The 23,374-nt window shown below is 66.5% G+C and carries 22 protein-coding genes; 18 read left to right on the forward strand and 4 right to left on the reverse strand.

The annotated features are described in order from the left end of the window. Window positions 1-33: 33 nt before the first annotated feature. On the reverse strand, window positions 34-354 hold the full coding sequence (locus tag ACTT2I_RS03915) for a hypothetical protein (RefSeq protein ID WP_421100543.1): 321 nt from the start codon (window positions 352-354) through the stop codon (window positions 34-36). Window positions 355-424: 70 nt separating this feature from the next. On the opposite strand from ACTT2I_RS03915, the gene ACTT2I_RS03920 reads away from it, so the two are divergent. The 5 genes from ACTT2I_RS03920 (at window position 425) to cyoD (ending at window position 5,865) form a co-directional block, all read left to right on the forward strand. Then, window positions 425-1,429: a 2-hydroxyacid dehydrogenase gene (locus tag ACTT2I_RS03920; RefSeq protein ID WP_421100542.1), complete on the forward strand. Its 1,005-nt coding sequence runs from the start codon at window positions 425-427 to the stop codon at window positions 1,427-1,429. Window positions 1,430-1,806: 377 nt separating this feature from the next. After that, window positions 1,807-2,871: a ubiquinol oxidase subunit II gene (gene cyoA, locus ACTT2I_RS03925; RefSeq protein WP_088432151.1), complete on the forward strand. Its 1,065-nt coding sequence runs from the start codon at window positions 1,807-1,809 to the stop codon at window positions 2,869-2,871. 8 nt (window positions 2,872-2,879) lie between these two features. Next, entirely contained in the window at window positions 2,880-4,877 is a 1,998-nt protein-coding gene (cyoB, locus tag ACTT2I_RS03930) for a cytochrome o ubiquinol oxidase subunit I (RefSeq protein WP_088432175.1), read from the forward strand. Continuing rightward, window positions 4,874-5,515 (forward strand): cytochrome o ubiquinol oxidase subunit III, encoded by a 642-nt coding sequence (cyoC, locus tag ACTT2I_RS03935; protein WP_070426876.1) that lies wholly within the window; start codon window positions 4,874-4,876, stop codon window positions 5,513-5,515. The genes cyoB and cyoC overlap by 4 nt, the downstream gene beginning before the upstream one ends. Beyond that, the gene (gene cyoD / locus ACTT2I_RS03940) at window positions 5,515-5,865 is read left to right on the forward strand and encodes a cytochrome o ubiquinol oxidase subunit IV (protein ID WP_421100541.1); all 351 of its coding nucleotides are present in this window, start codon (window positions 5,515-5,517) and stop codon (window positions 5,863-5,865) included. Before cyoC ends, cyoD begins: the two co-directional genes overlap by 1 nt. A gap of 179 nt (window positions 5,866-6,044) precedes the next feature. Here the strand turns inward: cyoD and ACTT2I_RS03945 are convergent, their stop codons facing one another. Further along, entirely contained in the window at window positions 6,045-8,108 is a 2,064-nt protein-coding gene (locus tag ACTT2I_RS03945) for a putative bifunctional diguanylate cyclase/phosphodiesterase (protein WP_421100540.1), read from the reverse strand. Between the two features lie 149 nt (window positions 8,109-8,257). Here ACTT2I_RS03945 and radA point away from each other — a divergent pair, with 149 nt between their 5' ends. From radA to ACTT2I_RS03960, 3 genes are all read left to right on the forward strand, one after another. Next, window positions 8,258-9,637: a DNA repair protein RadA gene (gene radA, locus ACTT2I_RS03950; protein ID WP_088432155.1), complete on the forward strand. Its 1,380-nt coding sequence runs from the start codon at window positions 8,258-8,260 to the stop codon at window positions 9,635-9,637. Between the two features lie 125 nt (window positions 9,638-9,762). Further along, window positions 9,763-11,619 (forward strand): ATP-binding protein, encoded by a 1,857-nt coding sequence (locus tag ACTT2I_RS03955; RefSeq protein WP_421100539.1) that lies wholly within the window; start codon window positions 9,763-9,765, stop codon window positions 11,617-11,619. 51 nt (window positions 11,620-11,670) lie between these two features. Continuing rightward, the gene (locus ACTT2I_RS03960; protein ID WP_421100538.1) at window positions 11,671-13,977 is read left to right on the forward strand and encodes a tetratricopeptide repeat protein; all 2,307 of its coding nucleotides are present in this window, start codon (window positions 11,671-11,673) and stop codon (window positions 13,975-13,977) included. Between the two features lie 101 nt (window positions 13,978-14,078). Here the strand turns inward: ACTT2I_RS03960 and ACTT2I_RS03965 are convergent, their stop codons facing one another. Then, window positions 14,079-14,873: a cytochrome C assembly family protein gene (locus tag ACTT2I_RS03965; protein ID WP_019184492.1), complete on the reverse strand. Its 795-nt coding sequence runs from the start codon at window positions 14,871-14,873 to the stop codon at window positions 14,079-14,081. Between the two features lie 130 nt (window positions 14,874-15,003). On the opposite strand from ACTT2I_RS03965, the gene ffh reads away from it, so the two are divergent. From ffh to ACTT2I_RS04005, 8 genes are all read left to right on the forward strand, one after another. Beyond that, window positions 15,004-16,383 (forward strand): signal recognition particle protein, encoded by a 1,380-nt coding sequence (gene ffh / locus ACTT2I_RS03970; RefSeq protein WP_088432158.1) that lies wholly within the window; start codon window positions 15,004-15,006, stop codon window positions 16,381-16,383. 76 nt (window positions 16,384-16,459) lie between these two features. Beyond that, window positions 16,460-17,533 carry an NAD(P)H-dependent flavin oxidoreductase gene (locus ACTT2I_RS03975; protein ID WP_088432159.1) on the forward strand — a complete coding sequence of 358 codons (1,074 nt, stop codon included), beginning with the start codon at window positions 16,460-16,462 and terminating at the stop codon, window positions 17,531-17,533. Next, window positions 17,533-18,321, forward strand: coding sequence for an aminotransferase class IV family protein (locus ACTT2I_RS03980; protein WP_088432160.1), 789 nt, complete (start codon window positions 17,533-17,535; stop codon window positions 18,319-18,321). The genes ACTT2I_RS03975 and ACTT2I_RS03980 overlap by 1 nt, the downstream gene beginning before the upstream one ends. Window positions 18,322-18,448: 127 nt before the next feature. Beyond that, window positions 18,449-18,709 (forward strand): 30S ribosomal protein S16, encoded by a 261-nt coding sequence (gene rpsP / locus ACTT2I_RS03985; RefSeq protein ID WP_017356068.1) that lies wholly within the window; start codon window positions 18,449-18,451, stop codon window positions 18,707-18,709. 42 nt (window positions 18,710-18,751) lie between these two features. Further along, a complete protein-coding gene (gene rimM / locus ACTT2I_RS03990; protein ID WP_088432161.1) occupies window positions 18,752-19,264 on the forward strand; it encodes a ribosome maturation factor RimM in 513 nt (170 codons plus the stop codon). Between the two features lie 5 nt (window positions 19,265-19,269). Then, a complete protein-coding gene (trmD, locus tag ACTT2I_RS03995) occupies window positions 19,270-20,028 on the forward strand; it encodes a tRNA (guanosine(37)-N1)-methyltransferase TrmD (RefSeq protein WP_088432162.1) in 759 nt (252 codons plus the stop codon). Between the two features lie 155 nt (window positions 20,029-20,183). Further along, window positions 20,184-20,591: a 50S ribosomal protein L19 gene (gene rplS / locus ACTT2I_RS04000; RefSeq protein ID WP_019184486.1), complete on the forward strand. Its 408-nt coding sequence runs from the start codon at window positions 20,184-20,186 to the stop codon at window positions 20,589-20,591. Window positions 20,592-20,676: 85 nt separating this feature from the next. Next, window positions 20,677-21,054, forward strand: coding sequence for a DUF6404 family protein (locus ACTT2I_RS04005; protein ID WP_421100537.1), 378 nt, complete (start codon window positions 20,677-20,679; stop codon window positions 21,052-21,054). On the opposite strand, the gene ACTT2I_RS04010 is transcribed toward ACTT2I_RS04005, so the two are convergent. Continuing rightward, window positions 21,051-22,538, reverse strand: coding sequence for an MATE family efflux transporter (locus ACTT2I_RS04010; protein WP_088432164.1), 1,488 nt, complete (start codon window positions 22,536-22,538; stop codon window positions 21,051-21,053). The genes ACTT2I_RS04005 and ACTT2I_RS04010 overlap by 4 nt on opposite strands. A 223-nt stretch (window positions 22,539-22,761) precedes the next feature. Here ACTT2I_RS04010 and ACTT2I_RS04015 point away from each other — a divergent pair, with 223 nt between their 5' ends. Both ACTT2I_RS04015 and ACTT2I_RS04020 read left to right on the forward strand, forming a co-directional pair. Then, window positions 22,762-22,923, forward strand: coding sequence for a hypothetical protein (locus ACTT2I_RS04015; protein ID WP_253247620.1), 162 nt, complete (start codon window positions 22,762-22,764; stop codon window positions 22,921-22,923). Then, a complete protein-coding gene (locus ACTT2I_RS04020; protein WP_088432165.1) occupies window positions 22,916-23,320 on the forward strand; it encodes an RNA-binding S4 domain-containing protein in 405 nt (134 codons plus the stop codon). The genes ACTT2I_RS04015 and ACTT2I_RS04020 overlap by 8 nt, the downstream gene beginning before the upstream one ends. The last annotated feature ends 54 nt before the right edge of the window (window positions 23,321-23,374 follow it).

Below are 23,374 nucleotides of genomic sequence, written 5' to 3' on the forward strand. Positions count from 1 at the left end.
ATTTAAGGATTTTTTCGGGTTCCGTGCATCAATTTAGGCTGTGCCGCGCACTCCCGAGAAGAGTAGTGCGCGCATATACGAGCCAACAGCACCGGCGATGAGGCCGCTCAAAATCTTCAGGAAGACGCGGGCGACACGGCCGGCATGCAGCCGCACCCACGGCAACCACGCCATCGCCTGCGCGCCCATCAACAGGACCAGTACATCCAGCCCCAGCGCGTCCACCACCGGCAGCAGCGGCGCCAGCAATGGATTGCAGGCCATCAGGATCACGATGGCGGCAGTGAGCGCCAATAGGACGCGTCGGCCCATCGGCGTGGCGGTCCAGCGGAAAAGGCGGGCAGGCAGGGACACGGCGGGCTCCGGGCAGTTGGCCGGAGTGTACTGCGGTATCGTCATGGTCGAACTCCCGCGGATCGCCCCCATGAAGATCGCCGTATTCAGTGCCCGCCCGTATGACCAGCGGTTTCTCGATGAAGCCAATCAACGCCGCGGGGCAGGGCCGTCGTTTGAGTTCGTGTATTTCGATGCCGCACTGGAGGTGAATACCGCGGCACTGGCGCAGGCGTGCGAAGCGGTCTGCGTGTTCGTCAATGATCGGCTCGATGCGCCGGTCCTGCAGGCGTTGCAGGCACTGGGGGTGCGCGCGATCCTGCTGCGCTGTGCGGGCTTCAACAATGTCGACCTGGCCGCAGCGGAGGGGTTGGGGCTGTTCGTGGCACGCGTGCCGGCTTACTCCCCCGAAGCCGTGGCAGAGCATGCCCTGGCCATGGTGATGACCCTCAACCGGCAGACCCACCGCGCCTACAACCGGGTGCGCGAGGGCAACTTCATGCTCGATGGCCTGCTGGGTCGCACGCTGCATGGCAAGACGGTCGGCATCGTGGGGACCGGCCAGATCGGCCTGGCCACCGCGCGCATCTTCAAGGGCATGGGCTGCACGGTGCTGGGCCACGATCCGTATCCATCGCCCGGCTTCGCCGCCATCGGCGCATCGGTCACGCTGGAGGATCTGCTGGCCCGTTCGGATGTCGTTTCGCTGCACTGCCCGCTGACGCCGGAAACCCATCACCTGATCGACGATGCCTCACTTGCCGCGATGAAGCCCGGCGCGATGCTGGTCAACACCTCGCGCGGTGGGCTGGTGGATACCCATGCGGTGATCCGCGCGCTGAAATCGCGGCGCCTCGGCCACCTGGCCATCGATGTCTACGAGCAGGAGAGCGGGCTGTTCTTCCAGGACCGGTCCGGCGAGATCATCGACGATGACGCGTTCCAGCGCCTGATGACCTTCCCCAACGTGCTGGTGACCGGGCACCAGGGCTTCTTCACGGTCGAGGCACTGCAGGAGATCTCCGCGATCACGCTGCGCAACATCGCCGACTTCGCCGCTGGGGCGGACTGCCCGAATCGGGTACGGGCTGCCTGAGCGTCGCCGCGGGTGAGACGGTCGCTGCCGGTGCGTGTACCGTGGCCGCCCGCAGGATGCTCGGCGAGATGCCCGTGACGAGGCGGCGGCGTCCGCGCTGACCGGGCCCCGGAACTGACCCGTTCATGTCTATACAAGGGCCGGAATGTTGCCGAATCGGGTCATTGCCCGGCACTGCGACAACGTGTCGCAGCCCAAAACAGGCCTTTCCTGCGCTGGATCATTGTCAATGCCTTTCTTAAATGATGCGTGACGGCCTAAAATTAGAAGGCTGACATGATCGTCCTCCGTGCCTGTCCCCTTGGACCGGCACCACCGGCTTTGGCTGGGACGGAGGCGGGCTTGAACTGGCATTCCCTACGCAATTGGATCGACCGATGATTCCGTTGAAACCCCTTGGACGCTTCCTGCGTCCGGGCCTGCTGTTTGCGTTGTCCGTGTTCCTGACGGGCTGCAACTCGGCCATCCTCAACCCCAAGGGCCAGATCGGCCACGACGAGAAGACCCTGCTCATCACGGCGACCGTGCTGATGCTGCTGGTTGTCGTGCCGGTCATCATCATGACCCTCACCTTCGCGTGGAAGTACCGTGCGACCAACACCAAGGCCCGTTACGAGCCGAAGTGGTCGCACTCCACGGCCATCGAAGTGGTGGTCTGGTCGATCCCGTGCATGATCGTGCTGGTGCTGGCCGTGCTGACCTGGCGTTCCTCGCACGCGCTGGATCCGTACCGTCCGCTGGACTCGGACAAGAAGCCGGTGGTGATCGAAGCCATCTCGCTGGACTGGAAGTGGCTCTTCATCTATCCCGAAGAGAACATCGCCACCGTCAACGAGATCACCTTCCCGGTCGATACCCCGCTGAACTTCAAGATCACGTCCGATACGGTGATGAATGCGTTCTTCATTCCGCACCTGGGCAGCATGATCTACTCGATGACGGCCATGGAGACCAAACTCCACCTGATCGCCAACGAGACCGGTGAGTTCCCGGGCATGTCCTCGCACTACAGCGGCGCGGGCTTCAGCAAGATGCATTTCTCCGCGCACTCGGTGACCGAGGCGGAGTACCAGCAGTGGCTGACCAAGGTGCGTGGCGAAAGCGCGACCCTGGACAAGACCGCCTTCGCTGCGCTGACCGCCGAGAAGAACCATGACTGGCACCCGGTGACCTATTTCGGTACCACCGAGGCCGGCCTGTTCGACTGGGTCATCGCCAAGCACATGGGCGACAACCAGCACTACGGCATGAAGCACGACCACAAGGCCATGAAGCATGACGGCGCCGAGGGCGAAAGCCACGAAGGCCACACCATGCCGGCCGCCGGTGAGTCGCACGACGGCCACGCGATGGCCGAAGGCGATGCTGCTGCACACGCCGAACACACTGCAGACGAGCACGCCGCAGCCGGTCACACCGGTCACGGCGGCTCGGGAGAATGAGCATGAATATGTTGGGTAAATTGACCTTTGCCGACATCCCGCACGACCCGATCATCATCACCACGTTGATCGGTGCGGGTATCGGCGGCCTGCTGGTGTTGGCCCTGATCACCAAGTTCAAGCTGTGGGGCTATCTCTGGAAAGAGTGGTTCACCTCGGTCGACCACAAGAAGATCGGCGTGATGTACCTCATCGTCGCCTTCGTCATGCTGCTGCGCGGCTTCGCCGACGCGATCATGATGCGTGTCCAGCAGGCCATGGCCGCTGGCGGCAACGAGGGCGTCCTGCCCCCCCATCACTACGACCAGATCTTCACCGCCCACGGCGTGATCATGATCTTCTTCGTGGCGATGCCGCTGATCACCGGCCTGATGAACGTGGTCGTGCCGCTGCAGATCGGCGCCCGCGACGTGGCCTTCCCGTTCGTCAACTCGCTCAGCTTCTGGCTGTTCGTGGCGGGCGCGGGCCTGGTGATGATCTCGCTGGGTGTCGGTGAATTCGCGCAGACCGGCTGGCTGGCCTTCCCGCCGTTGTCAGGCAAGGAATACAGTCCAGGGGTAGGTGTCGATTACTACATCTGGGGCCTGCAGGTAGCAGGCCTGGGTACCACACTGAGCGGCATCAACTTCTTCATCACCATCTTGAAGATGCGTACCCCCGGCATGAAGCTGATGCAGATGCCGGTGTTCACCTGGACCGCGCTGGTCACCAACGTGCTGATCATCGCTGCCTTCCCGGTGCTGACCATCACCCTGGTGCTGCTGACCCTGGACCGTTACCTGGGCACGCACTTCTTCACCAATGACGGTGGCGGCAACGCCATGCTGTACATCAACCTGATCTGGATCTGGGGTCACCCGGAAGTCTACATCCTGGTCCTGCCGGCCTTCGGCGTGTTCTCCGAGGTCATCGCCACGTTCTCGCGCAAGGCGCTGTTCGGCTACAAGGGCATGGTCTACGCCACCGCCTGCATCGGCGTGCTGTCGTTCATCGTGTGGCTGCACCACTTCTTCACCATGGGCTCGGGTGCCAACGTCAATGCCTTCTTCGGCATCACGACGATGATCATCTCGATCCCGACCGGCGTGAAGATCTTCAACTGGCTATTCACCATGTTCCGCGGTCGCGTGCAGTTCACGACCCCAGTGCTGTGGACGATCGGCTTCATGGTCACCTTCACCATCGGCGGCATGACCGGCGTGATGCTGGCGATCCCGGCCATCGACTTCGTGCTGCACAACAGCCTGTTCCTGATCGCCCACTTCCACAACGTCATCATCGGCGGCGTGGTGTTCGGCATGTTCGCCGGCATCACCTACTGGTGGCCGAAGATGTTCGGCTTCCGTCTCAATGAAACCTGGGGCAAGCGCGCGTTCTGGTGCTGGTTCATCGGCTTCTATGTGGCCTTCATGCCGCTGTACATCCTGGGCTTCATGGGCATGACCCGCCGCATGCAGAGCTACCCGAACATGGAATACCAGCCGCTGCTGATCATCGCCATGTGCGGTGCCTTCATCATCGGTGCCGGCATCCTGTGCCAGGTCATCCAGATCGCCGTGTCGATCCGCGACCGCAAGAAGACCGCCGACCTGACCGGCGATCCGTGGGACGCCCGTACGCTGGAGTGGGAAACCTCTTCGCCGCCGTCGTTCTACAACTTCGGCTCGCTGCCGCGCGTCAACGAACTGGACGAGTTCTGGGAGCGCAAGCAGCGTGGTGAGGCGTGGGAACGCCCGGCCAAGTACACCGACATCCACATGCCGCGCAACACCGGCACCGGTGTGGTGATCGGCGCCTTCAGCCTGGTGTTCGGCTTTGCGATGATCTGGCACATCTGGTGGCTGGCCATCGTGGGTCTGGTCGGCATGATCGGCACCTTCATCTGGCGCACCTTCGACAAGGACGTGGATTACTACGTGCCGGCCGCGGAAGTGGAGCGGATCGAAAATGAGCACCGTCGCCACCTGGTGGCGCAGGGCCTGGTGAAATCGGAGCTGAAGGCATGAGCACCACTATCCCCAACACCATGAACCATGGGCACGCCGCGCACGCGGCGGCCCACGGCCATGACGACCACGAGCACCACGACACCGGCGGCAATACCGTCTTCGGTTTCTGGGTGTACCTGATGAGCGATTGCCTCATCTTCGCCACCCTGTTCGCGACCTACATCGTGCTGTCCGGCGGCACCGACGGTGGCCCCGGCCCGAAGGATCTGTTCGAACTGTCCTTCGTCGCCTGGGAAACCACGCTGCTGCTGGTCTCCTCGCTGACCTTCGGCCTGGGCATGATCGCCATGCACAAGCAGAAGGTGGGCCAGATGTACGCATGGCTCGCACTGACCTGGCTGCTGGGCTTCGGCTTCATGTGCATGGAAGTGTGGGAGTTCAACCACCTGATCCATCAGGGCTACGGTCCGGACCACAGTGCCTTCCTGTCGGCGTTCTTCGCGCTGGTCGGTACCCACGGTCTGCACGTGACCGCGGGTCTGCTGTGGCTGCTGATCATGTTCATCCAGATCAAGCAGAACGGCCTGACCCAGACCAACAAGACCCGCATGGCGTGCCTGAGCCTGTTCTGGCACTTCCTGGATCTGATCTGGATCGGCGTGTTCTCCGTCGTCTATCTGAATGGAGCGCTGTAATGTCCGCACATGACAATCACGCACACGATCAGGGCCACGGCGCCGCCGGCGAAAGCCATGGCAGCGTCAAGTCCTACCTGATCGGCTTCCTGCTGGCCGCGGTGCTGACCATCATCCCGTTCTGGGCGGTCATGCATGGCGACCTGCCGCGCTTCACCACCGGCGTCGTCATCGTGGTGGCTGCGGTGCTGCAGATCCTGGTGCACCTGGTGTTCTTCCTGCACCTGGACCGCTCTTCGGAACAGCGCTGGAACGTCAGCGCGGCGGCCTTCACCGTCGTGGTGATCGGCATCATCGTCGCCGGTTCGCTGTGGGTCATGCACAACATGAACGTGCACATGATGCACTGACGTCTTCGCGACGTTGCCACACGCAGAAAGGCCGCCCTCGGGCGGCCTTTTTGTTGGGTGCTTCTTCCATTGGCATGGCACACATGACGACGCGGCGGGCGGTGTGGGGCGGTGAGCTGTTCCAGATACGCCCCGAGCGGCCCTTCTTTCCTGCGATGCGGCAGCGCTGCTGCCGCGCGCTACGCTGCTTTCGCCAACCGCATGAACTCCGCCGCATCCACCGGCCGGCCCAGGTGGTACCCCTGCAGCTGATCGCAGCCCATGTCGCTCAGGTATTGGCGTTGCCCTGCGGTTTCCACGCCCTCGGCGACGATCTGCAGCTGCAGCGAACGGCCCAGCGCGATGATCGAGGAGACGATGGCGGCGTCTTCGGCGTTGTCTTCCAGATCGTGCACGAAGGCGCGGTCGATCTTCAGCTCGGTGGCCGGCATCCGCTTGAGGTAGAGCAGGCTGGAGTAACCGGTACCGAAGTCGTCGATGGAGATGTTCACGCCCATCGCGGTCAGCCCGTGCAGGATCAGCAGGCTGGCTTCCACATCGCGCATCGCGGTGGTCTCGGTGACCTCCAGGGTCAGCCGCTTCGGGTCCAGCCCGTGTTTGTCCAGCGTGCGCCGCACGGTCTCTAGCAGCGTGCTGGACCCGAACTGCAGTGGTGAGAGGTTCACCGCCATCGTCCAGTCCGGGTGGCCGGCGTCGTGCCAGTGACGCAGCTGCGCACAGGCGTGGTCGAGCACCCAGTCACCGATGGCGAGGATCAGCCCGCTGCGTTCGGCGATCGGAATGAACGCATCCGGCGACAGCAGCCCAAGTTCGGGATGCTGCCAGCGCACCAGCGCCTCGGCCCCGTTCAGCGATTGTCCGTTGGCCTGGAACTTGGGCTGGTAGTGCAGCACCAGCTCGCTGCGGCTGACCGCCTTGCGCAGTTCCTGCAGCAGCTTCAGCTGACGGTTGGCGCTGACGTTGAGCGACTGGGTGAAGAAGGTATAGCCGTTCCGGCCCGAATCCTTGGTGTGGTACATCGCCGCATCGGCGTGGGCCATCAGGTCGCGCTCGGTGGTGGCATCGGCCGGGTACAGGGCGATGCCCAGACTGGCGCTGACCTGCAGTTCCAGCGCATCGATCTCGAACGGCTCGGCCACGCTGGCGATGATCCGTTCGGCCACGACGGCCGCGTCTTCCGGATCTTCCACCTGGAACACGATGACGAACTCGTCCCCGCCCAGCCGTGCGAAGGTGTCCTGCGCACGCAGCAGGGCGGTGATCCGCTCGCTGACCTGGATCAGCAGTTTGTCGCCGAGCTGGTGGCCGTAGGCATCGTTGATCGCCTTGAAACCATCCAGGTCACAGAACATCACCGCGAAGCTGAACTGACGGCGTTGCGCTTTCTCGATGGCCTGTTCGATCCGGTCCTGCAGCAGCATGCGGTTGGGCAGCTGGGGCAGCGGATCATGCAGGGCGGCCTGCATCAGTTTCTCGTTGGCCTGCGCCAGCGAATCGGCGAGCAGGCCGGTGCGGGTGCGCATCTGGCGGTCGAACACCGAGGCGATCAGCGCGATGCCCAGCGTGGCCAGCGTGGTTACGATCACCAGCACCGCCAGCCATTTGGTGTCGATGCCCTGGCCGTAGGCCGCGCCGCATAGCGCGCCCTCGGGGAAGTTGGCCGCGGCCATGCCGGTGTAGTGCATGCCGACGATGGCCAGGCCCATCACCAGCGAGGCCAGCCCGCGCAGCAGGAACGGCCGGCGCTGCTCCAGGCGCAGCCGGAAGGCGATCCACAGCGCAGCACCGGCCGCGCCGATCGCGATCAGGATCGAGGCCGCAAACCACAGCGGGTCGTAGTCGATGCCCGGCTGCATCTCCAGTGCGGCCATGCCCAGGTAGTGCATGGCCGCGATACCCAGCCCCATCAGCACCGCGCCGGCGCACAGCCGCGACCAGGGCAGTTCCGCGCGCGAGACCAGCCACAGCGCATACGCCGAGGCACTGACCGAGACCGCCAGCGAGTACAGGGTGATCGCCAGGTCGTAGCCGACCGGTATCGGCAGGTGGAAGGCGAGCATGCCGATGAAGTGCATCGACCAGATGCCCAGGCCCATCGCGCCGGCACCACCGGCCAGCCACCAGCGTGCGACCCGGCCGCGGGTGCTGGCCAGGCGACCGGCCATGTCCAGCGCGGTATACGAGGCGAGGATGGCGACCAGCAGCGAGAACACGACAAGACTCTGGCTGTAGGTGCCGGTCATGGAGAAGCCTGGAATGAATTGAAGGAGGGGCAGTGGCCCGCCGGAGTATCGGCCTCGGGGCCGGATTCTTGAGCGGGCGCGCTCGGCGTCTCGGTTGCTGCGACGCGGCTCGGCTATCCTGCCCCATCGATTCTGAAGCGGAAGTTGACATGGCCAAGCGACTCACGGCTTACGTCTGCAGTGAATGTGGCGCCGAATACAGCAAGTGGCAGGGCCAGTGCACCGAGTGCGGGGTGTGGAACACGCTCAGCGAAATCACGCTGGAAAGCGCCACGCCCGCCAAGTCCTCACCGGCGTCGCGCCGTTCCGGCTGGGCCGGCAAGGTCGATGCGCCGAAGATCATGGCGCTCAAGGACGTACAGCAGACCGAGCACCTGCGGGTGAGCACGGGCATCGGCGAGTTCGACCGCGTGCTCGGCGGTGGCCTAGTTGAAGGTGCGGTGGTGCTGGTCGGTGGTGATCCGGGCATCGGCAAGTCCACCCTGCTGCTGCAGGCGGTGGCGAAGATGGCCGCGTCGCTGCCGGTGCTGTACATCACCGGTGAGGAGTCGCTGTCGCAGGTCGCCGGCCGCGCGGTGCGCCTGGATCTTCCGCTGGACAACGTCAACGCGCTGGCTGAAACCCAGGTCGAGGCGATCCTGCAGCACGCCAGCGTGGCCAAGCCGCGGCTGATCGTGGCCGACTCCGTGCAGACGCTGTGGACCGAATCGCTGACCGCCGCGCCCGGCTCGGTCAGCCAGGTGCGCGAAAGCGCCGCACGGCTGGTGCGCTTTGCCAAGGAAACCGGTACTGCCGTGTTCCTGGTGGGTCACGTCACCAAGGAAGGCGGCATTGCCGGCCCGCGTGTGCTCGAGCATATGGTCGACGCGGTGCTCTACTTCGAAGGCGAGAGCGGCAGTCGTTTCCGCCTGCTGCGTGCGTTCAAGAATCGCTTCGGCGCGGTCAACGAGCTGGGCGTGTTCGCCATGGGCGAGAAGGGCCTGAAAGAGGTCTCCAATCCTTCGGCGATCTTCCTCTCCGGCGGCAGCACCCAGCAGCCGGGCAGCTGCGTGATGGTCACCCGCGAGGGTACCCGTCCGCTGCTGGTGGAAGTGCAGGCACTGGTGGACGCCTCACCGCTGTCCAACCCGCGCCGCGTGGCGGTGGGTCTGGAGCAGAACCGCCTGGCGATGCTGCTGGCGGTGCTGCACCGTCATGGCGGCGTGTTGGTGGGCGACCAGGACGTGTTCGTCAATGTGGTCGGTGGCATCCGCGTGCAGGAAACCGCCGCCGATCTGCCGGTCCTTCTGGCGGTGCTGTCCTCGCTGCAGGACCGGCCCCTGGCCGAGAAGACGATCGCCTTCGGCGAGGTGGGCCTGTCCGGGGAGATCCGCCCGGTGCCCAACGGTGAGGACCGCCTGCGCGAAGCGGCCACGCATGGCTTCAAGCGCGCCATCGTGCCCAAGGCGAACGCGCCGAAGACCGGCAGCGTGAAGGGGATGGAAGTGATCGCGGTGGAGCGGCTGTCCGAGGCGATCGACGCGCTGTAAGCGGGGCCGGGCCGGCGTGGGTTGCCACGGGAAAGTGAGTCAGCGCTCAGCCGGCCTGTGCTAGTTTTCCCTGCTCGACGAAGGCGCCCTCCGGCGCTTTTCCGTGGCTAGGAGTAACCGATTACATGCAGGACCCGATGTTCAGCGCCCCCGCCGCCGAAATCCGCCGCGCCGGGGTCGATCTCAATGGATTGATGACGGTGCTGGGCAAGCACCTGTATTCCACCCCGATGGTGGCGCTGCGCGAACTGGTGCAGAACGCGCACGATTCGATCATCCGTCGCCGTATCGAGCAGCCCGGCATCCCGGGTCTGTCGCGCATCGACGTGCAGATCGATGCCGCCGCCGGCGTGCTGCGCATCACCGATACCGGTGCTGGCCTGACCCGGCAGGAAATCCACGATTACCTGGCCACGGTTGGTGTGGGTTACACCCGAGGGCTGCGCCAGGATGGGGAGGACAATGACGGACTGATCGGCATGTTCGGCCTGGGGTTCCTGTCGGCCTTCGTGCTGGCACGGCGCGTCAGCGTGCGCACCACCTCCTACCAGACACCAGAGCTGGGCCACCTGTACGTGTCCAGCAACGCCGAGCAGTACACCGTCAGCGACGTGCCGGCGCGCGCGATCGGCACCGAGGTCGAGCTGGAGCTGCATCCGGACTTCCTGTCGCTGGCCAACGAAGCGCGCCTGCACGAGGTGCTGGGCCGCTACTGCGCGTTGCTGTCCGAGCCGATCTTCATCGGTGCGGCGGCCGCCGCGATCAATCCCGAACCGCCGCCGTGGCGCGGGCAGGGTGACGTCGCGCTGCATCCGGTGCAGGCGCGCCGCCAGGCGCTGCAGTTCGCTGCCCGTTTCGAACACGATTTCGAGCCCATCGTGACGATGCCGCTGCAGTCCGATGGCAGCAGCGACGCCGTCGGCATGCTCTGGGTGCAGGACGGCGCCACCTATGGCACCAGCGACAACCGTAACCTGTCGGTGTTCGTGCGCGGGATGCTGCTGGACGACGACGCACGCGACCTGCTGCCGCCGTGGGCCGGCTTCATCGGCGGGGTGATCGAATCGTCGAAGCTGACTCCAACCGCCAGCCGCGAGGACCTGCAGCGCGATGACCACTATCGCGCCGTGCAGCACGCCCTGCTGGAAGCGCTGATCGATGGCCTGGCCGACGTCGCACGACAGCAGCCCGAGGCCTGGCGCCGCGTGCTCAGCCGCCACAATGAAGCCCTGCTGGGCGCGGCGCTTTGCGATGAGCGCCTGTTCGACCTGCTGCTGGAACACGTGCGCGTGCCGACCTCGCAGGGTGACCTGCCGGCCAGCGCGTTGCCGGCGCGCGGTGCGGTGCATGTGATCCTCGACAACGGTGGTGGCTTCGAGGAAATGCTGTTCCGCGCGATGGGCGTGCCGGTCGCGCATGGGCATCGCTATGCCGTAGTGCCGTTCCTGCGGCGCTGGGCCCAGGCCAAGGGCCTGCGCCTGGTCGAACTGGGCACCGAACAGGGCAATCGCGCACTGTTCCGTATCGACGACAGCCTCGACGATGCGCAGCTGGGTTGGCTGCGCGAGCACCTGGGCGATGGCGAGCAGCTGCTGCCGGCGCGGTTCAGCCCCGAGGCACTCCCGGTGGTGGTGGTGCCCGACCGCGAAGCCGAACTGAAGCAGCGCCTGGAAGACGACGAGAACGACAAGCGCGTATCGATGGCCGCATTGCGACTGGCCCGCCAGTTCACCGCGCGCATCGAGGCACGTGCGCCGTCGCGGCTGTACCTCAACCTGGACAATCCAGCGGTGCAGGCGTTGCTGCAGGCCCAGCGCGAGGGCCACCCGCAGGCCGGGGCGGCCGCGCGCCTGCTGCGCTCGCTGAAGATCATCGTGTCCGCGCAGGGCCGGCCGTTGCAGCGGAGCACCGCGACACCGGGCCCCGATCTCAATGGTGCATTTACCGATATTGCCGGTGCCCTGCAGCAGATGCTGCGCTGAGTACCGCCCCCTCTCTCATCAAGCCTTCGCTAGACAGGAGCCTCAACCCCCATGGATATCTGGAACTGGGTCGAAAAACTGCAGGATGACCTGCGCCAGGCAGGCCAGGCACAGAACGCCCACCTGCTGACCCGCCTTGCCGATGACGTCAGTGAACTGCAGGTCGACCGCGTCGATGCACTGCTGCCCGAAGCGCGCGCGCTGGGCAAGGCATTGGACAACCCCTGGGTCGACGTCTATGTCGGCCACTGGGCCCTGCGCAACCGCGTCGGCAACCGCATGGAAGGCGAAAGCGCGCTGGGCGAGTCGGTGGCGCTGTTCGAGCGCGCGCACCGCGCCGATACCCTGGACTGCCCGCAGTCGATCTGCGTCACCCAGGATCTTGCCGCCTGCTACGGCAACATCGATGGTCCGGGCTGGGTGCCCGAACGCATCGAGGTCTGCGACGAGACGCTGGGCCGCATCGACCCGAGCTGGGCCTGCTTCCAGTGCCTGAGCTGCGAGAAGGCCGACGCGCTGCTGGACGACGGCCGCGGCCAGGACGCGCTGGATTACCTGCAGGTGCAGGCGGCGGCGATCCAGGCGCGCGGCAAGGAAGTGTTCGACAGCTTCCCTGAAATGCAGATCAAGATCCTGCTGGCCAGCGGCCGTGCGCAGGAAGCGCTGGTGCTGATCGAGAAGCGAGAAGCCGAAGTGGCCGCTGCGGGCGACTACGAGCCTGCCAACTGCACGGTGCCGCGCCGGCTGTCCAAGGCCTGGGCACTGGCCCAGCTGGGCCGCGATGAAGAGGCGCTGCAGCAGCTGGTGCCATGGAGCGAGCTGACGCCGAATCACTGGCGGCTGTGGGCCAATGCCGCTTCGACGCTGTGCAGCCGTGATGGCGCACGCAATACATGGGATCTGGGGACGCGCTTCAACACGATCATCGAGCACTTCGCCGCTGTCGGCGCGCATCGCCTGGTGATCGAGATCGCCGCGTTGAGCCTTGAATTGGCCCTGCAGCGTGGTGCGCGCTGGGTGGCGCAGCGCCAGCTTGGTCTGGCCCGTACCCACCTGGCGCAGCTGCGGCAGGATCGTGGCGCTGCCGCGCTGGTGGGTGGATTGGCGGCACGGATCGAAGCGCTGCCGGAGATGGCACTGTTGCCGGTGCCGGCCGATGAACTGCTGGCGTGGCTGCAGGCCCAGGGCGAACAGCACCAGTCGCGCGATCCCGAGCGTGAAGCGCAGTGGCTGCTGCAGGCGCACGCCGAGCGGCCGGACGACGGCGCGCTGGCCGACGTTGCCGCCTCGGCGCTGCATGCCTGTGGCGCGAAGACCGAAGCGCAGGCGCTGCTGTGGGACTTCGTGCGCGGCCACGCGCAGGAAGATGGCGCAGCGGCCTACACGCTGATGCGGTGGCTGGCCGAGCAGGGCGATGACGATGGCCTGCGCCGGCTGGCCGCGACCTACCGCGACAGCGTGCCGGTGTTCGCGCACTGGTGCGAGGTGCAGCGTGCCCGGCGCGCGTCCGACTGGCCGGCGCTGGAACAGGCCGCGCAGGCGTTGCTGGCCCTGTCGCCAGGCTCGAACGGCGCACGCGGGACGCTTGCCCGCATGTACATGGAGACCGGCCGCTTCAGCGACGCGCAGGCCTGCTACGCGCAGCTGGTGGAGACGCTGGATGAGCCCAACGCCGCGCACTGGGACCACATGAGTGCGGCCAGCGCGGCGCGCGATTGGGAGGCGGTGCGCCGCTCGGCGGCGGCGATCGGCATGGAACTGTCCAGCCAGCAGGGCGTGGTCGAAGAGTCCTGGGGCTGGGTGATCATCCGCAGCGAAGAAGGCGGCGAGCCGATGGAGTACTACGGCCGCCGCACCGGACCGGTGACCGCGCGCATCGTCGAGAACGCACCGGCCAACCGCGCGCAGCAGGTGGGGGACTGGGTGGTGTTCGACGCCGGGCTGGTGCATCCCGCCCCAGAGGACGAAGCGGAGCGCGAGCACTTCATTCCGACCTATGCGCAGGTGCACGTGCTGGAGCGGGGCGGTTTCGCACGGAGCTGGCTGGTCGACGGCGCGCACCCGGGCGAGGAGGCGTGGAACGCTCTGGTAGCAGCAGCAGAGGCACAGGGCTGGAAGGTGTGGGCGCACAGCCGGCCGGACTACACCGTGACCGATCCGGACGCGGAAGGCGGGACGCTTCCGGGCCTGCTGTTCACTGTCGCCCAGCCGCAGGATCACGCGCCGCTGGCACTGCATCGCTTTCTGCAGCAGGTGACGGCGGATTGGGCACACCCGCACTGCTGGCTGCGCCTGGCTGAGGCCTGCGACCAGGACCGCCAGCCGCATCTGGACGCGATCGAACGGTACGGGTTGTGATCAGCCGATAGCGGGTTGGTGCCCGCCAGCGGCCTGCCGGCCAACAGTCGGCAGCTCCCCTGCGAGGTTCGGGCAGGTGCCGACCGTTGGTCGGCACGCCTCTATCGCGTGCGGCCGAACACCAGTTCGATCACGAACTGGCTGCCGAAGAACGCCAGCAGAAGCAGCGCCATCGCGGTGAGGGTCCAGTGCACCGCCTTCGCGCCGCGCCAGCCATAGCGGCGGCGGCCGATCAGCAGGGTGCCGAAGACGATCCAGGACAGGATGCTGAGCACGGTCTTGTGCACCAGCTTCTGCGCCAGCAGGTCATCGACGAACAGCACGCCGGTGACCAGGGTCAGGGTGAGCAGCGCAAAGCCGACCGCGATCACCCGGAACAGCAGGGCTTCCAGGTCGGCCAGCGGGGGCAGGGCACGCAGCCACGGGCGGAAATCCCGGCGGCGCAGGGCGCGTTCCTGCAGCCACAGCATGATCGCCAGCAGCGCGGCCACGCTCAGGGTGGCGTAGGCGAGCAGGGCCATCCACGCGTGCGTGGCCAGCTGCCAGCCCAGGGGCCTGCTCGGCTCGTGGCCGTAGGCGTGATAGATCCAGAGCACCGCAGCGGCCATCGGGAACACCAGCACGCCAAGCGCCGCCATGCGCCCGCGCGCGGCCACCAGCGAGGTCAGCCACGCCATGCCCAGGCCGACCAGCGACAGGGCCGCGAAGAAGTGCATGTCCGGGCCGCCACTGGTGCGCATCGCCACCAGCACGTGATAGCCGCCGTGCAGCAGCATCGCCGGAAGCGCCGGCCACAGCCAGGCCGGGGAGGTCACTGCATCATCGCGGACGACCGCGCGCACCAGCAGGCCGGTCGCGGTCAGGTACAGCAGCGTCGCGATGAGAACGATTGTCATCGTGTCAGTTTCGCATACCCCCGGGGTGCTGGCGATGCCCGCAGCGCCGCCGTCAGGGCCGGTCCGGGAGCCGGGGCGGAACCGTTATACTGGCGGTCTCATTGTCTTTTGTTCTGAACAGGTCGCTTCCATGTTCGAGTCCCTGACCCAGCGCCTCTCCGGCACCATCGAGCGGCTGCGCGGCCGCGGTCGCCTGACCGAGGAAAACATCCGCGAGGCCACCCGCGAAGTCCGCATCGCGCTGCTCGAGGCCGACGTCGCGCTGCCGGTGGTGCAGGCGCTGGTCGAACGCATCAAGGTGCGTGCGGTCGGCCAGGAAGTGCTCAAGTCGCTGACCCCCGGCCAGGCGCTGATCAAGGTCGTGCGCGACGAGCTGACCGCGGTGATGGGTTCGGCCGCCTCGGACCTGAACCTCAACGTCCCGGCGCCGGCGATCATCCTGATGGCCGGCCTGCAGGGTGCGGGCAAGACCACCACGGTGGGCAAGCTGGCCAAGCACCTGAAGGAAAAGCGCAAGAAGAAGGTGATGGTGGTCTCGGCCGACGTCTACCGTCCGGCCGCGATCGAGCAGCTCAAGACCCTGGCCGACCAGGTGGGCGTGCTGTTCTTCCCGTCCACCGCCGACCAGAAGCCGGAAGCCATCGTCCGCGCCGCGATCGATGACGCGCGCAAGTCGTTCGTGGACGTGCTGATCGTCGATACCGCCGGTCGCCTGGCCATCGATGAAGCGATGATGGCCGAGATCAAGGCGCTGCACGCCGCGGTCAACCCGGCTGAAACGCTGTTCGTGGTCGATGCCATGACCGGCCAGGATGCGGCCAACACCGCCAAGGCCTTCGGCGACGCGCTGCCGCTGACCGGCGTGGTGCTGACCAAGACCGACGGTGACGCCCGCGGCGGCGCCGCGCTGAGCGTACGCTACATCACCGGCAAGCCGATCAAGTTCGTCGGTGTCAGCGAAAAGCCGGACGGCCTGGATGTGTTCCACCCCGACCGTATCGCCAGCCGCATCCTGGACATGGGCGACGTGCTGTCGCTGGTGGAACAGGTCGAGCAGCAGGTCGACAAGGACAAGGCGCAGAAGCTGGCCGAGAAGGTCGCCAAGGGCAAGAAGTTCGATCTGAACGACATGCGCGACCAGCTCGAGCAGATGCAGAACATGGGCGGCATCGGCGGCCTGATGGACAAGCTGCCGGGCCTGGGCCAGATCCCCGAGCACCTCAAGGCGCAGGTCAGCCAGGGCAAGGAAGTGCCGCGGATGATCGCGATCATCAACTCGATGACCAAGAAAGAGCGCCGCAACCCGGGCCTGCTCAACGGCTCGCGCCGCGCCCGTATCGCGCGCGGTTCCGGGCTGACCCCGGCCGACGTCAACAAGCTCATGAAGCAGTTCCAGCAGATGGAAAAGATGATGAGCAAGATGGCCGGCGGCGGCATGAAGGGCATGATGCGCAGCATGAAGGGGATGATGGGCGCCATGGGCGGCCGCGGCGGCATGCCGTTCCGCTGAGTCCTGCGCGCGTGCATTCCGGGCAGGGGCGGTGCGGCGTATGCTGGCACCGTCTCCTTCCACAGGTGCGCCGCGCGTGAATGGTTCTCCGCTTCTCGAACGCGCCGACAGCTTCTGTCGGCGTTTTGCATTGCAGGCCCCGATCCTGCTCGCGCCGATGGCCGGCGCCTGCCCCGTGCCACTGTCAGCCGCGCTGGCCAACGCCGGCAGCATGGGCGCGATGGGCGCGGTGCTCTCCCAGCCGCAGGACATCGTGGCGTGGATGACTGACTTCCGTGCGCAGTCCACCGGGCCGGCGCAGGTCAATGTCTGGATTCCGGATCCGCTGCCCCGGCGCGATGCAGATGCGGAAGCCGCGACACGTCGTTTCCTGGCCCAGTGGGGGCCTGAGGTAGCGGCCAGTGCGGCCGATGCAGGACCGGCCGATTTCGATGCACAGTTCGAGGCCCTGATCGAGGCGCGCCCTGCGGTGGCCTCGACCATCATGGGCGTGTTCTCCGCGGCACAGGTGCAGCGCCTGAAAGACGTGGGCATCGCCTGGATCGCGTGTGCGACCACCTTGGCCGAAGCGCGTGCCGCACAGGCCGCCGGCGCCGACGCGGTGGTCGCGCAGGGTTTCGAGGCCGGCGGGCATCGTGGCGCGTTCGATCCCGACGCAGCCGAGCGCCAGCTGGTCGGGTTGTTCGCGCTGCTGCCGCGGCTGGCCGATCATCTGGATATTCCGGTGATCGCGGCCGGTGGCATCGCCGATGGGCGCGGCATCGCCGCGGCACTGACGCTGGGCGCGAGTGCAGTGCAGGTGGGCACCGCGTTCCTGCGTACCCCGGAGTGCCACTTGAATCCGGCGTGGTCGCAGGCATTGGCCGAGGCTGAGCCCGAAGACACCTGGCCGACGCGCGCTTTCAGCGGTCGCCTCGGCCGTGGCCTGGCCACCGCCTATGTGCGCGCCGCGGCGTCTGCTGACGCACCACCGCCGCGGCCGTATCCGGTGCAGCGCGGGCTGACCGCGCCGATGCGCGCGCAGGCGGGCCGGGACAACACTCTTGACGCAATGCAGGCCTGGGCGGGGCAGTCCGCGTGGATGGCACCGGCACGCCCTGCGGCCGACGTGCTGCAGCAGATGTGGTCCGATGCGAAGGCGTTGCTGTGATGACGCTGTACTGCAATGGCTGGCCGGCCACGGTCGATGATCTTGCCGGGGCGCTGACCAACTACGGCCACTTCACCTCGTTGCAGGTGCGCGGCGGTGCGGTGCAGGGCCTGGACCTGCATCTTCAGCGCTTGCAGGAGGGCACGGCCGAGCTGTTCGGCACCGCGCTGGATCCGCTGCAGGTGCGGGCCTGGATGCACGACGCGCTGCAGGCCGAAGGTGTGGCCGATGCGTCGCTGCGGGTGACCGTGTTTTCGCGGCAGTTCGATTTCCGCCGGCCACTGCAGCCCGTCGGGGTCGACGTACTTGTCGCCGTCGCGGCCCCGGGCGAGCTACCGGCGATAGCGCGGCGGCTGCGCACGGTGCGTTACCAGCGCGAGTTGCCGCACGTGAAGCACGTCGGCACGTTCGCGCTGTTCCAGCATCGCCGCGAGGCGTTGCAGGCTGGCGTGGACGACGCGCTGTTCGTCGGTGACGATGGGCATATCAGTGAAGGTACGACCTGGAACATCGCCTTCGCCTCGGGCAGCACGCTGGTCTGGCCGCAGGCGCCCGCGCTGCGCGGTACCCATGAGCGTCTGCTGCAGGCGGGGTGGGGTGACGATCAGCAGATGCGCCCGGTCGCGCTGGCGGAGGTGGAAGGATTCGACGCCGCCATCGCCTGCAACGCCGCCGGGATCTGGCCGATCGCAGTGATCGATGGGGTCGCACTGGGGAACTCGGAAGCGCTGTGCGCCAAGGCCCGGCAGATGCTGGCCGAGGCCCCGTGGCAGCCACTCCTGGCCTGAACCGATTGGTGCGCAACCCCTGTTCAGCTTTCCCGCCCTTCACAGGCTTGGAATGAACGGAGGCCGCCGCTATAATCGCCGGCTTACCGCGCCATCCTGGCGACTGGGCAATTGAGGAAACAACACCATGGTCAAGATTCGACTGACCCGCGGCGGCGCCAAGAAGCGTCCGTTCTACCACATCATCGTGACCGACTCGCGCAGCGCCCGTGATGGCCGCAACATCGAGCGCGTCGGTTACTACAACCCGGTTGCCCAGGGTGCCGAGTCCCGCATCGTGCTGGACCTGCCGCTGGTCGACAAGTGGGTCGCCAACGGCGCCCAGATGACCGACAAGGTCCGCAACCTGTACAAGGAAGCGACCAAGGCCCAGGCCTCCGCGGCCTGATCCTGAAGGGCCGCGCCTGCCGCGGCCCATCGGTCTATACAGATGAAAGATACCGAGCGCCGCATCCTGCTGGGCAGGATTGTCGGCGCTTTTGGTGTGCGAGGCGAGATCAAGCTCGAGTCCTGGACCGAGCCGCGTACCGCCATTTTCCACTATCAGCCCTGGATCCTGCGGACCCCCGCCGGCCAGGAGAGCACGCTCACCGGTGCACGCGGACGTCAGTCCGGCAAGCATCTGGTCGCCGTGTTTCCCGACATCACCGACCGCGATGTGGTCGAGGCGATGTACGGGACCGAAGTCTATGTCGCGCGCAGCGCGCTGCCGCCCCCGAAGCCCGATGAGTATTACTGGGTCGATCTGGAGGGCTTGCAGGTGCGTACCGTCGATGGTGTCGAACTGGGGCGGGCATCCCACCTGTTCTCGACCGGTTCCAACGACGTACTCGTGGTGCAGGGCGACCGTGAGCGGATGATTCCGTTCGTGCAGCCCGACTTCGTCGTCTCGGTGGATTTCGAGGCCAACCTGATCGTGGTCGACTGGGATCCGGAGTTCTAAGCCGGATGCGTATCGACGTCGTCACGTTGTTCCCCGAGTTCATGGCGCAGTCGGCCGCGCTGGGCGTGGTCGGCCGTGCTGCCGAGCGCGGTCTGCTGGACCTGCACGGCTGGAATCCGCGTGACTATGCCGAAGGCAACTACCGCCGGGTGGACGACCGTCCGTTCGGGGGTGGCCCGGGCATGGTCATGCTGATCGAGCCGTTGCGGGCCTGTCTGGCGGCCGCCAAAGCCGCCGATCCGGCGCCCGCACCGGTGATCTACCTCAGCCCGCAGGGCACGCCGCTGACCCAGGCCAAGGTCCGGGAGCTGGCGGCACTGCCGCGCATGATCCTGCTCTGCGGCCGCTATGAGGGCATCGACGAGCGCTTCCTCGAGGCCGAGGTCACCGAGGAGATCTCCCTCGGCGATTACGTCCTGTCCGGCGGTGAGCTGGGCGCGGCGGTGATCGTGGATGCGGTGACCCGCCTGCAGGAGGGCGCTCTCGGCGATGCCGACTCGGCCGCCCAGGACAGTTTCGAAGGCCCGCAGGGGCTGCTGGACTGCCCGCATTACAGCCATCCGGCCCAGCATGAATGGGGCACTGTCCCGGACGTGCTGCGCTCGGGCAACCATGCCGCCATCGCCCGTTGGCGCCGGCAGCAGTCGCTGCTGCGCACCGCGCTGCGGCGGCCGGACCTGCTCGATGAAAGCCAGTTGTCCAAGGCCGACCGCGTCCTGCTGGAGCAGGCCCGGCAGGCCGTTGCCAAGGATCCGACCCCCTAGCGCGGGGGCGGGATCTTGTTTACAATTCGGGATTGCCATCGGCCTTTTGGGGCCCGTTGGTAGGAATCCCTACAAAAAACGTGCAGCACAGTCCGGTGACTGCATGAGCCCACGTTGTCGAACGACACGACCACCCGAACACTATCGGTGCACCCATGAGCAAGCTGAACAAATCCATCCTCTCGGACTTCGAATCCGCCCAGATCACCCGCGAGCTGCCGAAGTTCAGCCAGGGTGACACCGTCGTCGTCAACGTGAAGGTGAAGGAAGGCAACCGTGAGCGCGTGCAGGCTTACGAAGGCGTCGTCATCGGCACCAAGAACGCCGGCCTGAACTCCGCGTTCACCGTCCGCAAGATCTCGCACGGCTACGGCGTCGAGCGCGTCTTCCAGACCCACAGCGCCATCATCGACTCGGTCGAAGTGAAGCGTCGTGGCAAGGTCCGCGCCGGCAAGCTGTACTACCTGCGTGGCCTGGAAGGCAAGGCTGCCCGCATCAAGGAAGATCTGGCTGCTGCTGCGCAGGCCAAGGCCGCGCGCCTGGCTGCCAAGGCTGCCCAGTAATTCCCGGCCGACAACTCCGGTTGTCGCCTCAAACGGCCACCTTCGGGTGGCCGTTTGCGTTTGTGGCCTCGTGATGGAGAAGCACATGGACCGTTATCCCGCTGATGTTCGTCACGCGCTGCAGGCCATGGCCGACGCCAACGTGCCTGCCGGCATGCGCGCACCGCCGATGCATCGGCTGCTGTGGCGCCTGGGGCTGCGCGTGCCGCCCCCGCTGCTCGCCAGCTTCGGTGCCAACCTGTTCGTGATGGGCGGGTTGTTCGGGGTGCTGTGGGGCGTGTTGTGGCGCGCCTTGATGGGGCTGGTTCTTGACCTTGGCTCGCTCACGCTGGGCATCACCCTCGGCAGTGCGGTCATGGCCGGGCTGTTGTTCGGCGTGATGATGGCGCTGCTGATGCGCTACCAGCGCCGGCGCTACAAACTGCCCGCCTGGAAAACCCTGATGCAGGGGCGCCCGGCTTAATCCGGCTTGGCGCTGCCCGCAGTGGCAGGCTGCAGCGGCGTGGTCGGGTTCGGGTCCGCCACCGGCGACGGCGGCGAGGCCGGGACCTCGGCCGGCGCGGCCAGTTCCTCGCGGTGGCTGGGCAGCATGCGCGCCTTGCGCCAGCCACCCCAGCGGTAATATGCCAGCGACATCAGCATCGCGCAGAACGAACTGACCGGGAAGCTCCACCACACCGCGTCGGCGCCCCAGCGGTCCTGCAGCAGTTCGGCGAACGGCACGCGGATGCCCCACAGCGAGGCGGCCAGGATCAGCAGCGGCGGAATCACCGCGCCGGTCGAGCGCACCACGCCGGAGATCACGAAGTTCACGCCGAAGAACAGGAACGACCACACCGCGATGTGGTTGAGGTGGCGCGCCACTTCCAGCGCCTGGCTGCCCTCGGGCAGGAACAGGGCGAGCGTGTAGCGGTCGAGCAGGATCAGCGGCAGGATCAGCACGCCGGTCAGCAGGAAGTTGTAGAGCACGCCGCTGCGTGCGGTGCCACGCACGCGGTCCCAGCGCTGCGCGCCGACGTTCTGCGCGGCCATGGTCGAGCAGGCCGCACCAATCGCCATCGCCGGCATCTGCACATAGGTCCACAGCTGCAGCGAGGCTCCATAGGCGGCGGCGGTGTCGGTGCCGTAGCTGTTGACCATCGTCATCATCAGGATCATCGACAGCGAGATCAGCACCATCTGCAGCCCCATCGGCACGCCCTTGACCACGAGCGCGCGCAGGATCTCGCCATCGATCTTGAACAGCGCCATGTCCTTGCGCCCCAGCCACAGAACATGGCGCTTGTTGCGCATGTACCAGAGCAGGCCGAGCAGCGAGAGGGTCTGTGCGATCAACGTGGCCCAGGCCGCGCCGGCGATGCCCAGCTGCGGGAACGGGCCGATGCCGAAGATCAGCAGCGGGTTGAAGCCGATGTCCAGCACCACCGAGAGCAGCAGGAAGCGGAACGGCGTGCGGGAATCACCGACGCCGCGCAGTGCCGAACTCAGGAACGCGAAGGCGTACAGCGTCGGCATCGCCAGGAAGATGATGCGCAGGTACGCCTCGGCCAGCGGCAGGGATTCGGCCGGTGTGCCCATCGCGGCCAGCAGCGGATGCGACAGCCACCAGCCGGCAACCGCGATCACTACCGACAGGCCGATGAAGAACGTCGCGCTGGTACCCATGACGCGTCGCGCCTGCGGCAGGTCGCGTGCGCCCATCGACTGGCCGATCAGGATCGAGGCCGCCATGCCGATGCCGAACACCGAGCCGATCAGGAAGAACATGATGTTGTTGGCGTTCGCGGTGGCGGTGAGCGCTGCTTCACCGAGGAAGCGGCCGACCCAGATCGCATTCACCGAGCCGTTCATCGACTGGGCGATGTTGCCGGCCAGGATGGGCAGGGCGAACAGGAACAGATTGCGCCCGATCGGGCCCGTGGTCAGGTCAAGCGGCGCTTTGGCCATGTGCGCTGGAGATCATGCTCAGAGAGCGGCACACTAGCACCAAGCCCGTGTGCAGGATATGGCGATGCAAGGTCATTGGCAGGCTCTGGCGCGTACGCTGCGCCATCGTTCCGCAACCGCTGCCCAACGGCCGTGGTGGCGCAGGGGCGTGCTGGTCTTGATTGCCGCCGGCCTGGCCGCATGTTCCACTTCGGAGCGCCTGGGAGATGCCCAGGTGCGGCCGATGGACCGACCGGAATGCCAGGTCGGCAGCCAGCGCCGCGATCTGGATGCCGGGGTGCCGGCGCTGATCGGCGGCACAGGGTGCCGCGGGAATCCGGACGCGACGCAACCGCTTAACCGACAACCGGCCAACGCCGTGGAGCTGGGTAGGAAGCATGACTGACACAACACCGGTGGCCGCCGTGCGGCTGGACGTGTGGCTGTGGGCCGCACGGTTTTTCCGCACCCGCAGCCTGGCCAAACAGGCGGTGGAGACGGGCAAAGTGGATGTGGCCGGGCAACGGCCGAAATCCTCGCGCGCGGTGCGCGTAGGCGAAGCGCTGCAGATCAGCCGTGGCGATGAAGTATTCGAGATCGAGGTGCGCGGCCTGAGCGAGATGCGCGGCCCCGCACCCGTGGCGCAGCAGTTGTATGCCGAGAGTGAGGCGTCACGTGCGCGCCGGGCGGAGCTGCGCCTGCAGCGCGCCGCGGCCAAGAACGGTTACCAGCCGCCGGAACACAAGCCGGACAAGCGTGCGCGTCGATTGATCCGTGCGCTGGGCGATCTGGACGCGCTGTGATCCGCGCCCCGTGGACATGAAAAGACCGGGCCAGTCGGCCCGGTCTTTGTATGT

This window comes from Stenotrophomonas sp. PUT21 (assembly GCF_052232875.1).
Taxonomy (GTDB): Bacteria; Pseudomonadota; Gammaproteobacteria; order Xanthomonadales; family Xanthomonadaceae; genus Stenotrophomonas; species Stenotrophomonas maltophilia_N.